The organism is Streptomyces sp. NPDC048419 (assembly GCF_043200415.1).
Taxonomy (GTDB): domain Bacteria; phylum Actinomycetota; class Actinomycetes; order Streptomycetales; family Streptomycetaceae; genus Streptomyces.
On sequence record NZ_JBICXT010000002.1, the window covers coordinates 316,106 to 327,200 of the forward strand.

The following is an 11,095-nucleotide window of genomic DNA, read 5'->3' on the forward strand; positions in this document are numbered from 1 at the left end:
GTCCATGCGATGTATGCACCATAGGTTTTATGGCTGATCGCTACATCGAAGTCTCGCTGGTCAAACGTGGAATCACCTGCACGGCGAAACTGCTGGACGAGCGCGCGCCTCTCACCTGCGCGGCCGTGTGGGACGCACTTCCACTGGGCAGCGATGTCTATCACGCAAAATATGCCCGAAATGAGATCTATGCTCTTTTCCCCCCATTCGCAGTGAAAGAGCCGCCTCTGGAAAATCCGACCGTCACCCCGATTCCCGGAGATCTTTGCTATTTCTCCTTCGCGGGGACGGAGCTCGGCACCAAGGCGTACGGATACGACCGGGACGTCCGCGCGGGCACGACGGTCGTCGACCTCGCCCTCTTCTACGAGCGCAACAACCTGCTGCTGAACGCCGACGTCGGCTGGGTCCCGGGCATCGTCTGGGGTCAGGTCGTCGAAGGGCTGGAGGCGATGGCCGAGGGCTGCAACGACCTGTGGCGCTCGGGTGCGGCGGGGGAGACGCTCAGCTTCCGCCGCGCGTGATCCCGGCCTCGTAGAGCGTGTGGGCCGCCCGCAGCACCAGTTCGTCCCGGTGCCGGGCGGCCACCAGCTGCAGGCCGATCGGCAGACCGTCCCCGTCGGTCCCGACGGGGACGGTCGCCGCCGGCTGCTGGGTCATGTTGAACGGGTACGTGAACGGGGACCACCCCGTCCAGCGCCGGTGACCGGAGTCCTTCGGCACCTCCTCGCCCGCCTCGAACGCGGTGATCGGCAGGGTCGGCGTGACGAGCAGGTCGTAGCTGTCGTGGAAGCGGCCCATCCGGCGGCCCATCTCCATGCGGACGTCCACCGCGGCGAGGTAGTCCAGCGCCGAACGGCGGGCGCCGGCCGCGCAGATCTCCCGCAGCCCCGGATCGAGCAACCCACGCTGATGCGGGCCGAGTTGCTGGGTCACCCGGGCCGCCCCGGAGAACCACAGGGTGTGAAAGGCCTCCACCGGGTCGGTGAAGTCGGGGTCGGTCTCCTCGACGTACGCGCCGAGCCCGGCCAGCCGCTCCACAGCCCGCCGCACCGCCGCGGCGACCGCGGGGCGCACCGCCACCTGGCCGCCGAGGGACGGCGAGTACGCCACCCGCAGACCCTTCACCCCGCCCGCCAGTCGGGCCGAGAAGGGGCCGGAGGCGGCGGGCAGCCCGGACCAGTCGCGGCTGTCGGGTACGCCGATCACATCGAGCAGCAGCGCCGCGTCCGCCGCGTCACGGGCCATCGGGCCCACGTGCGCCAGCGTGCCGAACGCGCTCGCCGGATACAGCGGCACCCGCCCGTACGTCGGCTTCAGCCCGAAGATCCCGCAGAAGGAGGCCGGGATACGGACGCTGCCGCCGCCGTCCGTGCCCAGCGCGAGCGGGCCCGCGCCGAGCGCCACGGCCGCGGCGGCGCCGCCGCTGGAGCCGCCCGAGGTGCGCGAGAAGTCGTGCGGATTGCGGGTCACGCCGGACTGCGGCGAGTCCGTGACGCCCTTCCAGCCGAACTCGGGTGTCGTGGTCTTGCCGATGAGGACGGCGCCGTGCTCGCGCAGCCGGGCGACCGAGGGGGCGTCCTCGTCCCAGCGGCCGTTCCCGGAGATCGTCCTCGAGCCCTTGAGGGTGGGCGCGCCGCGCAGCAGCAGGATGTCCTTCACGGTCGTCGGGACACCGTCGACCAGCCCCCGCGGCTCACCGCGCCGCCAGCGCTCGGTGGACTCGCGGGCCTGGACGAGGGCCTCGTCGGACAGCAGGCGCACGAACGCGTTCACATCTGGCTGGATCTGATCGGCCCGTTCCAGCGCGGCCCGCGTGGCCTCCTCCGGACTGAACTCGCCCGTGCGGTACCCCTCGACTAGTCGTACGGCGGTCAGTTCGGTGAGGTCGAGGTCCGTCATCTGCCCTCCAGGCCTAGGCGGTTCAGCGTCCCGGTACGTACCCGCGTTTCTTGTCGACCACGTTCAGCAGTGGTCTGCCCGCCGCCCAGCGCTCGTACAACTCCACGAACTGGGTGCCGAGCTGATCACGCCAGCCGATCGTGTCGCCGCTCATGTGCGGGGACACGATGAGGCCCGGCACCTCCCACAACGGGCTGTCCGGGGTGAGGGGTTCGTGCTCGAAGACGTCCAGGGCGGCGCCCGCGATCCACCGCTTGACCAGTGCCTCCGCGAGCGCGTCCTCGACGACCAGCGGACCGCGCCCGATGTTGATGAACCGCGCGGAGGGCTGCATCACGCCGAAGCGCCGGGCGTCGAACATGCCGTACGTCTGCTCGGTGAGCGGAGCGGCCGCGATCACCCAGTCGGCGCGCGCGATCAGCCGGTCCAGGTCCTCGGGGCCGTGGAGGCCGGTGCGCGGCTCCCGGCCGACGAGCGCCGTCTCGACGTCGAGTGCCTTGAGCGTGCGGGCGATCGCCCGGCCGATGGGGCCCGATCCGACCACGCACGCGCGGGTGCCCGCGACCCGCCGTGTCTCGCGGTGCCGCCAGGTCCGCTCCCGCTGGAGCTCCAGCGTCCTCGGCAGATCCTTGGCCATGGTCAGCACGAGGGCGGCGACGTACTCGGCGATGGGCTGGTCGAAGATCCCCCGCGCGTTGGTCACCACGGTGTCGGAGGAGGCGAGTTCCGGACACATCAGGTGGTCCACGCCGGCGCTCGCCGTGTGCACCCAGGCCGGCCGCGGACCCTCGCCCGGCCAGGCGGAGCGTACGGCCCGGGACGCGAAGTCCCAGACGAGGAGCACGTCCGCGTGCGGCAGCCGCTGGGCGAGCGCCGACTCGTCGGTGTGCTCGATACGGGCGCGTCCGGTGAGACTCCCGAGGCGGGGGAGCGGTTCGGCGTCCAGGACGAGAACAGTCGGGGTGGTCATGCGGAAGAGCCGTTTCTGGGGAGGGGTTGCGGCCGTCTGACATGCGAGGTTTGACCACGCTCGCACCCCAACCTACCTTCGTCAACACGGGCGTTGCGTACAGTCCGTTGCTCACCCCTTTCGTACTGTGAGGGCGGTGCCCGCCATGGACGTTTCCTTCCTCGGTGGACCTCAGCGGCAACGCGGGGTCGGAGTGGTCGCTCCGTTCGACTTCGCGCTCGATCGCGAGCTGTGGCGATGGGTGCCGGACGATGTCTCGCTGCATCTGACGCGGACCCCGTACGTGCCGGTCGAGGTCAGTCTCGACCTGGCCCGCCTGGTCAGCGAGCACCAGACGCTGGACGACGCGGTGCTCACGCTGAACGCGATCGCGCCGGAGGTCGTCGCGTACGCCTGCACGTCCGGCAGCTTCGTCGACGGGATCGCCGGGGAGCGGGCGATGTGCGCGGCGATGACGCGCGCGGGCGCGGTCCCCTCGGTCACCACCTCCGGCGCGCTCCTGGAGGCGCTGGTGGCGCTCGATGCGCGGCGGGTGGCGCTGGTGACGCCGTACACCGTGTCGGTGACGCGCGCGCTGGAGGAGTACGTCGCCGAAGCGGGCGTGAAGGTCACCGGGCGCGCGTACATGGGGCTGACCCGGCACATCTGGCAGGTGCCGTACCGCGAGGTCGTCGCCATGGCGCACAAGGCCGCGCGGCGCCGCGCCGACGTGCTCTTCATCAGCTGCACCAACCTTCCGACCTACGACGTCATCCCCCAGCTGGAGGCGGAGCTGCGCATGCCGGTGATCTCGGCCAACCAGGTGACGATGTGGGCGGCGCTCGCCCGACTGGGTACCCGAGCGGTGGGGCCGTATCAGGCGCTGATCGATCCGGCGGCGCGCTCCGGCCCTGTGCTGCCGGAACTCCCGGACGGTGAACAGCAGCAGGAAGGCAGGTCATGACCGCACTCGGAATCCTCTACCCGGGGCACTCCGCCGAGGACGACTACCCACGTATCGAGCAGCTGCTCGGCAGCGACATCCGGCTCGACGTCGTCCACACCGACATCGGTACGGACGCGCACCGGGTGGACGCCCTGCTGGAGATGGGCTCGGCCGACCGCCTCGCGGCCGGCGTCGGGGAACTGCGCATGGCGGGTGCGGAGTCGGTGGTGTGGGCGTGCACCAGCGGGAGCTTCGTCTACGGCTGGGAGGGCGCCCACGAGCAGGTGCGCTCCCTGGCCCGTACGGCCGGGATGCCGGCGTCCTCGACCTCCTTCGCCTTCGTGCACGCGGTGCAGGAGCTGGGGGCGCGGCGGGTGGCGGTCGGCGCGACCTATCCCGAGGACGTGGCCCGGCTCTTCGCGGACTTCCTGCGGGCGGGCGGCGCGGAGGTGACCTCGGTGCGCGACGCCGGGATCATCACGGCGGCGGAGGTCGGCACGTGGGGCGAGGCGGAGGTGTTCGCACTGGCGCGGGAGGCCGACCGGCCCGACGCCCAGGCGCTGCTGCTGCCGGACACCGCCCTGCACACGGCGGCCCACATCCCGGCCCTGGAGAAGGAGCTGGGCAAGCCGGTCCTCACGGCCAACCAGGTCACGGTGTGGGAGGCGCTGCGCCTCGCGGGCCGGCGGGTGAACGCGCCGACCATGGGGGCGCTGTTCACGCGCGAGCCGGTGGTGCAGGTCTGACCCGCCCGTCACGGTGGTCGGGGAATAAAACGGAGAGTGCCTCCTGTTAGCCGCGCAGGACAGCGCACGGCCGAAAACAGGAGGCACCCACCGTGACGGCAGACGACGAGATCCGGGGCGGCGCACAGGGCACCGCGCCCGTACCCCTCTCCGTACTGGACCTGGTGACGGTCGGAGCGGGCCACACCGCCACGGACGCGCTGCGCACCAGCGTCGCGCTGTCCCGTCTCGCCGAGTCCCGCGGCTTCCACCGGTACTGGGTCGCCGAGCACCACTCGATGCCGGGTGTGGCCTCGTCCTCGCCCGCCGTGATCCTGGCCCACCTCGCGGCCCACACCCACCGCATCCGCCTCGGCTCGGGCGGCGTGATGCTCCCCAACCACGCGCCGCTCGTCATAGCCGAGCAGTTCGGCACCCTGGAGGCGATGGCCCCCGGGCGCGTCGACCTCGGACTCGGCCGGGCTCCCGGCACCGACGGCGCCACGGCGGCCGCACTGCGCCGCACGGACCACCTCAACGAGGGCGCCGACGACTTCCCCCAGCAGCTCGCGGAACTCACCCGCTTCCTGGACGACGACTTCCCGGACGGCCACCCGTACCGCCGTATCCACGCCGTGCCCGGCCCGGTGCAGGCGACGTCCCCAGGCGGCGTCCAGTCCCCGCACCGCCCGCCGATCTGGCTGCTCGGCTCCTCGGGCTTCAGCGCGCGCCTGGCGGGCGTCCTGGGCCTGCCCTTCGCCTTCGCGCACCACTTCTCCGCGCAGAACACCGTCCCGGCGCTGGACCTGTACCGCGAGTCCTTCCGCCCGAGCGAGGTGCTCGACGCCCCCTACGCCCTCATCGGCGTATCGGCCCTGGCCACGGACGAGGAGCCGGAGGCCCGCCGCCAGGTCCTCGCCGCCGCCCTGAACATGGTCCGCCTCCGCACCGGCCGCCCCGGCCTCGTCCCCACCCCCGAGGAGGCCGAGTCCTACGAATTCAGCCCCATGGAGCGGGACTTCATCACCTCCTGGAACGCCAACGTCGTCCACGGCACCCCCGACGAGGTCCGTGCCGGCCTCGACGACCTCCAGAAGCGCACCGGCGCCGACGAGTTGATGATCACGTCGAACGCCCACAGCGGAGATGTACGCCTGCGCTCGTACGAACTCATCGCGGACGCCTACGGGTTGCCCACGGCGTGACGGCGGACGCGGCTGCCCACCGAACGCGGGCCCCCCGGCGGCTCGCGCGGGGACCGGGCCGGTGTGTGCTCAGCGCGTACAACTCCGAATGATCCAGCGCCGGTTGTGGGACGCCCGCGCCGGACGCGCCGAGCGGCCGTGGCGGTGACGGCCCGCGGCGTGACACGCAGTCGCCTCGTACCAAGTCCGCGAGCCCGTCTAGGAGTTGCCCGCCACCCTCTCGCCCGGCTCGCGGAGCGGATCGCGGAGGGCGGAGATACGATCCGGCGAGACCGGGCGGGAGTAGAGCCAGCCCTGCCCGGTGTCGCAGCCGATGCGCCGCAGGCGGGTGGCCTGGGCCGAGGTCTCGACGCACTCGGCGGTGACCGTGAGGCCGAGGCGGTGGGCGAGCTGGATCATCGCCTCGACCACGACCTCGTCGGCCGGGTTCGGCGGGACGGTCCCCTCCTGGTCGCTCTCGTACTGGAAGCCGCGGACGAAGGAGCCGTCCAGCTTCAGGACCGAGACCGGCAGCCGGCTGAGGTACGCCAGGTTCGAGTAGCCCGTGCCGAAGTCGTCGATCGCGATGCCGACACCCATGTCACTGAGGGCTTGCAGGACCTGCAGCGGGCGGCCCGCCGAGCCCATGACGGCCGACTCCGTGAGCTCCAGCTGGAGCAGGTGCGGCGCGAGCCCCGTCTCGGCGAGGATCTTTGCCACGTCCGCCACCAGGTCCGAGTCCCAGACCTGACGTACCGCCACATTGACGCTCACGAACAGCGGTTGCTCGTCCGGGTGGTCCAACTGCCAGCGTCGCGCCTGCCGGCAGGCCGTGGCCAGCACCCAGCGGCCCAGCGGCACGATCGAGCCGTCCTCCTCCGCCAGTGCGATGAACCGATTCGGCGTCAGCAGGCCGAACTGCGGATGGTTCCAGCGGACCAGTGCCTCGACACCGTGCAGCCTGCCGTCCTCCATCCCCACCAACGGCTGGTACTCCAGCATGAATTCACCGCGCTCGATGGCGGGCCGGAGCGTGGAGGCGAGCGCCTGCCGGGTCATGCGATGGGCGTTGCGCTCCGGGTCGAAGAGGGTCCAGCGCGACTTCCCGTCCGCCTTCGCCCAGTACAGCGTGGTGTCGGCCGCCTGCATCAGGGCGGTCGGCGTGGTACCCGCAGCACGGCGCTCCACGACCCCGATCGACGCCGACACCGACAGCCGCCGGCCCGAGAGGTCGAAGGGGGACTGGATCGCCTCCAGCACCGACTCGGCCAGCTCGGCGAGTTGGTCCGTGCCGGTCGAGTCCTCCACCAGCAGCGCGAACTCGTCGCCCCCCAGCCTCGCGACCAGCGGGGCGCTCGCTCTGGCGTACCCCGCCTCGTCGGCGCACCGCGTCAGGCGCTCCGCGACGGCGGCCAGCAGCCGGTCCCCGACGCGGTGGCCGAGCGTGTCGTTGATGGCCTTGAAGCCGTCCAGGTCGAGGTAGCACAGACCGATCCGCCCGGTCCCGCTCTCCTCGTAGGACTCCGCCTCCAGCGCCGCCGTCAGCCGCTCGAAGAAGAGCGTGCGGTTGGGCAGCCGCGTCACCGGGTCGTGCATCTGCAAGTGCCGCAATCTGCCCTGGAGTTCACGGTGGGCGCTGATGTCGGTGACGGACATCAGCACGCCCTCGTCCGGGGCGGCCAGCGGTGAGACGGTGACCTCGACCCAGACCGACTGACCGTCGGCGTGCTTGAGCCGGCGTGTGCAGCGCAGCCGCGCCTCACGCCCGCGCAGCACCTCGCGGTACGAGTGCCAAGTACGCGCGTCCGACGCCAGATCCACCAGGTCGGCGGCGAACCGGCCGACCAGTGCATCCGGGGGACTGTCGATCAGCCGGCCGAAGCCGCTGTTCGCGCTGACCACCATGCCCTCACGGTCGACCACCGCCATGGCGAGCGGCGCAGCCGTGAAGACCGAGTGGTACGCCGACGGCTCCGTACGAGTCGTCAGCTGCTCGGTACGAGGAGACGCATAGGCGTCACTCTCTGTGACGGCGACCCGGTCGAGGTCAGCCGCGGGCGCCGGCCCTTCGGACGTTCCGCTCACCGCTCGCTCCCGCAGTGCACTCGATCTCTGTCCGTGCAGGAAAGTGTGCCGATCATAGAGGCAGACCCGGAGGCCTTGCAGCTACTGTCCAGTGTCCCGGATGGACCGGCACTTCCGGCAGATCGTTTCTGCCCGCAGGTGGACGGCTTCTTGGGACCCTCGATCGCTTGTGACGTTCCGTGAGCGTTTCGGGGGTGTCGGTCCTGACGGTTCTCCGGGCGCCTCACTCGTCTGGGGCAGACAAACAGGGCGTAGTACTACAAATCAACACAGGCTGGGTGCGAAGTCCCGCGAACCGCACCCGGAGGTACCTGTGCCGCGTCAGTTTCCCCTCACGACATACAGGGGTCCCCGACTGCGCAGCACCGCCGCCGTGTTCAGCACGCTGTCCGCCATCGCCGCGACCTCGCTGGTGACCGGACCCTCGGTCGCCGAACCGTTCTCGGCGGTGCCGTGCGCGCTCCAGCGCACCTCGGTCCATCACTCGGAAGGCCTCGACACCTGGAACGCCGCCTACCCGCGGCCCAGCCGGGCGCTCGACGCCGTGATGGTCTTCCTGTCGTTCCCGGACGAGGCCCCACGGACCACGCCCGCCCAGCTGGCCGCCGACCACTTCCCGGCCACCAGCCGCTTCTTCCAGCAGGCCTCCTACGGCAGGTTCACCCTGCGCCCGCATCCGATGAAGCACTGGATCCGGATGCCGCGGCCGTCGACGGCGTACGCGATAAAGCGTGACTGGAGTCCCGAGAACCGTGCCGCGTATCTGCGTGACGCGCTCGCGGTCGCCGACCCGCAGGTCGACTTCTCGCGCTACGACGTCGTCTACTTCGTCGCCGACCCGGACGCGCCCGGCGTGGACTCGGACGCGACGAAGGTCGTCAACCTGGACACCCCGCTGCGGGCCGACGGCACCGACCTGCGCCGTATCGTCACGGTCTTCGAGAAGCACCCGCCGGACCGGCTGGTGCTGGCCCACGAGACCGGGCACGTCTTCGACCTGCCGGATCTCTACCACCGGCCCGACGACGGCAAGGGCGACTGGGACACCTACGTCGGCGACTGGGATCTGATGGGCAGTCAGTTCGGGCTGGCACCCGATCTGTTCGGCTGGCACAAGTGGAAGCTGGGGTGGCTCGATCCGCGCCAGGTGGTGTGCGTACGGGAGTCGGGCGTCACGCGCGTGACGCTGGAGCCGCTGGGTTCGGGGCCGGGAGTCCCGGTGACGGGCGCGGCGGGGCCACCGGCCCTCGGGATCGGCGAGGGCGTGAAGCTCGCGGTGGTGCGGACCGGTCCCGACAGCGTGCTCGCCTTCGAGGCGCGCGACCCGGTCGGCAACGACACGACGGCCTGCAAGTCGGGCATCCTCGTCTACCGCGTGCAGGGCACCGCACAGTCCGGCGGCGGTCCCATCCAGGTCATCGACGCCCACCCGCACACCGAGGCCTGCTGGGAGAACTCCGTCTACCCGCCGCTGGCGGACGCCCCGGTCGGACTCGGCGAGACCTTCAAGGTGCCGCACGAGAACATCCGGGTGGGGGTGGAGGGCCGCACGCCGTCGGGCGCCTGGAACGTGAAGATCACGGCGGGCCCGCAGGAATGAAAAAACCCTCCACGGCTGTGGAGGGTTTTTCTGTCGGTGCGCCGCCAGGGACTCGAACCCCGGACCCGCTGATTAAGAGTCAGCTGCTCTAACCAACTGAGCTAGCGGCGCCTGCTGACGTCGTAGACCTTAGCATCCTGATCGGCTGGGGGAAAAATCGATATGCGCACGGTGGCGCGGGCCGCCCGCACGGCCGCCCAGAGCAGGATCTCCGGGCCCGGCAGCCAGGGGTGACGGGTGTCCGGGGCGACGAGCCAGCGGGAGTCGCCGGAGGCCGGCGGGGCGGGCGAGAGCAGGGCCGGGACGGTCACCGCGTCGCCGTTGCCGTGGCACAGCAGCGGCGGGATCGCGGCCGTGCGGCCGAACTCCTCCCAGCGCAGCAGCGAGGGCAGCCGCTGGGCGGTGCCGGGCGCGGTGAACAGGAGCATCCGGCCCCGGAAGGCCGCCACCGGGCCCGAGCCGGGGCCCTCGTCCCACAGTCGGTCGACCATGCGGCGCCCGAACACCGCGGGGACGCTGACGACGTCGAAGGCGGAACCGCAGGGGAGGACGACCGGAGCCTCGGGGCGCTCCTTCCACAGGGCGAGCGTGGAGCGCGGATACGTTCCTGCCGAGGCCAGCCAGGCGGCGCCGTCCGCAGTGACCCCGCAGACGTCGAAGCGGTCGGCGAACGGTTCGTTCCGTGTGCTGCTCATGGCAACTACATCTACCGGGTGTGAACGTACCGCTCCGGGGAGTTGCCGGAATTCGGGACAGGTGGGAGCAGGGAGGAGTATCTTGCCCGCCTGGCATATGCCACAGCGAAACGGCCCGTGTTCACACCGGGTCGGCGGACCCGGTCCCCTCGGCGCCGCTCATCAGGCCGCGGCCGTACTCCACCATCTTCTTCGCGTAGTCCTCGGTCCACTCGGCGCGTTCCGCGATGTCCGCCGCGGTCAGCCGGTCGAACCGCCGGGGATCGGCCAGCTGGGCGGCCGCGATCGCCTGGAACTCCACCGCGCGGTCCGCGGCCGCGCGGAACGCCTGCGTCAGCTCCGTCGCCCGGGTCAGCAGCGCCCGTGGATCGTCGATCGACTCCAGGTCGAAGAAGTGCTCCGGGTCGGAGGCCGCCTCCGCGGGCTCGAAGAGCAGGGGCGCGGGGCGTAGCCGCGGTTCGTTCCGACGCGGCGTGGGCTCCGCCATGTCTTGTCCTCCTCATACGTCGCGCACGGCCCGTCCGGTAAGAGGGCCACCGTCCATTGTCCCGCGATCGCGCAAGTGGGCCTGGGCCGCGGGGGGCGCCCCCTCGGCGCGCCCCCCTGTCAAGGCCGCCGGCCGACGCGATGTTCCCGCAGCCGCGCGGGCATGGCGTGGTTCGCCTCCGCGCCCGGTGCTCGCCACCGGATGTCCGGCGTGTCCGTCATGGCTGCCAGGTCACCCGGTGTCTCGACCAGTGGTCCATGTCGACATCACGGCCTCCCAGCCGTCCGGGGCTGTAACCATTGGCCGCCTCCGGCGGCGTGGCGGACTCTGTCCGGCCGGGGTCGGCTCTGCGTCCGGTGTGCGCCGGTCGGATGTCCGGCGTGTCCGTCATGGCTGCCAGGTCACCCGGTGTCTCGACCAGTGGTCCCATGTCGACATCACGGCCTCCCAGCCGTCCGGGGCTGTAACCATTGGCCGCCTCCGGCGGCGTGGCGGACTCTGTCCGGCCGGGGTCGGCTCTGC

General features: G+C 71.4%; 10 protein-coding genes and 1 tRNA gene. 5 read left to right on the forward strand and 6 right to left on the reverse strand.

Annotation, left to right across the window (positions count from 1 at the left end; genetic code table 11):
- The first annotated feature begins 29 nt into the window (after nt 1-29).
- Nucleotides 30-524 carry a DUF3830 family protein gene (locus ACGFYN_RS05430; RefSeq protein WP_393864422.1) on the forward strand — a complete coding sequence of 165 codons (495 nt, stop codon included), beginning with the start codon at nt 30-32 and terminating at the stop codon, nt 522-524.
- On the opposite strand, the gene ACGFYN_RS05435 is transcribed toward ACGFYN_RS05430, so the two are convergent.
- Complete coding sequence (locus ACGFYN_RS05435) at nt 505-1,902, reverse strand: amidase (protein ID WP_393864423.1); 1,398 nt, start codon at nt 1,900-1,902, stop codon at nt 505-507. The genes ACGFYN_RS05430 and ACGFYN_RS05435 overlap by 20 nt on opposite strands.
- Nucleotides 1,903-1,924: 22 nt before the next feature.
- On the reverse strand, nt 1,925-2,872 hold the full coding sequence (locus ACGFYN_RS05440; RefSeq protein WP_393864424.1) for a D-2-hydroxyacid dehydrogenase: 948 nt from the start codon (nt 2,870-2,872) through the stop codon (nt 1,925-1,927).
- A gap of 145 nt (nt 2,873-3,017) precedes the next feature.
- Between ACGFYN_RS05440 and ACGFYN_RS05445 the strand changes: the two genes are divergently transcribed.
- The 3 genes from ACGFYN_RS05445 to ACGFYN_RS05455 all read left to right on the forward strand — a co-directional run bounded on the left by ACGFYN_RS05445 (nt 3,018) and on the right by ACGFYN_RS05455 (nt 5,727).
- Complete coding sequence (locus ACGFYN_RS05445; RefSeq protein WP_393864425.1) at nt 3,018-3,815, forward strand: aspartate/glutamate racemase family protein; 798 nt, start codon at nt 3,018-3,020, stop codon at nt 3,813-3,815.
- The gene (locus tag ACGFYN_RS05450; protein WP_393864426.1) at nt 3,812-4,543 is read left to right on the forward strand and encodes a decarboxylase; all 732 of its coding nucleotides are present in this window, start codon (nt 3,812-3,814) and stop codon (nt 4,541-4,543) included. The genes ACGFYN_RS05445 and ACGFYN_RS05450 overlap by 4 nt, the downstream gene beginning before the upstream one ends.
- Before the next feature lie 92 nt (nt 4,544-4,635).
- The gene (locus tag ACGFYN_RS05455; RefSeq protein WP_393864427.1) at nt 4,636-5,727 is read left to right on the forward strand and encodes an LLM class flavin-dependent oxidoreductase; all 1,092 of its coding nucleotides are present in this window, start codon (nt 4,636-4,638) and stop codon (nt 5,725-5,727) included.
- Between the two features lie 198 nt (nt 5,728-5,925).
- Here ACGFYN_RS05455 and ACGFYN_RS05460 read toward each other — a convergent pair whose 3' ends face one another.
- Nucleotides 5,926-7,791 (reverse strand): putative bifunctional diguanylate cyclase/phosphodiesterase, encoded by a 1,866-nt coding sequence (locus tag ACGFYN_RS05460; RefSeq protein WP_393864428.1) that lies wholly within the window; start codon nt 7,789-7,791, stop codon nt 5,926-5,928.
- Nucleotides 7,792-8,104: 313 nt separating this feature from the next.
- On the opposite strand from ACGFYN_RS05460, the gene ACGFYN_RS05465 reads away from it, so the two are divergent.
- Nucleotides 8,105-9,391 (forward strand): M6 family metalloprotease domain-containing protein, encoded by a 1,287-nt coding sequence (locus ACGFYN_RS05465; RefSeq protein WP_393864429.1) that lies wholly within the window; start codon nt 8,105-8,107, stop codon nt 9,389-9,391.
- A gap of 37 nt (nt 9,392-9,428) precedes the next feature.
- Here ACGFYN_RS05465 and ACGFYN_RS05470 read toward each other — a convergent pair.
- From ACGFYN_RS05470 to ACGFYN_RS05480, 3 genes are all read right to left on the reverse strand, one after another.
- Nucleotides 9,429-9,502 (reverse strand) — tRNA-Lys (locus tag ACGFYN_RS05470).
- Entirely contained in the window at nt 9,493-10,086 is a 594-nt protein-coding gene (locus ACGFYN_RS05475; RefSeq protein WP_393864430.1) for a bifunctional DNA primase/polymerase, read from the reverse strand. The genes ACGFYN_RS05470 and ACGFYN_RS05475 overlap by 10 nt, the downstream gene beginning before the upstream one ends.
- Nucleotides 10,087-10,207: 121 nt before the next feature.
- Nucleotides 10,208-10,573, reverse strand: a complete 366-nt coding sequence (locus ACGFYN_RS05480) for a hypothetical protein (RefSeq protein ID WP_393864431.1) — start codon at nt 10,571-10,573, stop codon at nt 10,208-10,210.
- Nucleotides 10,574-11,095 lie beyond the last annotated feature (522 nt).

Excerpts from the sequence above, each read along its gene's own strand:
- ACGFYN_RS05430 (WP_393864422.1), top strand. The coding sequence starts at position 30 with ATGGCTGATCGCTACATCGAAGTCTCGCTGGTCAAACGTGGAATCACC.
- ACGFYN_RS05435 (WP_393864423.1), bottom strand. The coding sequence starts at position 1,902 with ATGACGGACCTCGACCTCACCGAACTGACCGCCGTACGACTAGTCGAG.
- ACGFYN_RS05440 (WP_393864424.1), bottom strand. The coding sequence starts at position 2,872 with ATGACCACCCCGACTGTTCTCGTCCTGGACGCCGAACCGCTCCCCCGC.
- ACGFYN_RS05445 (WP_393864425.1), top strand. The coding sequence starts at position 3,018 with ATGGACGTTTCCTTCCTCGGTGGACCTCAGCGGCAACGCGGGGTCGGA.
- ACGFYN_RS05450 (WP_393864426.1), top strand. The coding sequence starts at position 3,812 with ATGACCGCACTCGGAATCCTCTACCCGGGGCACTCCGCCGAGGACGAC.
- ACGFYN_RS05475 (WP_393864430.1), bottom strand. The coding sequence starts at position 10,086 with ATGAGCAGCACACGGAACGAACCGTTCGCCGACCGCTTCGACGTCTGC.
- ACGFYN_RS05480 (WP_393864431.1), bottom strand. The coding sequence starts at position 10,573 with ATGGCGGAGCCCACGCCGCGTCGGAACGAACCGCGGCTACGCCCCGCG.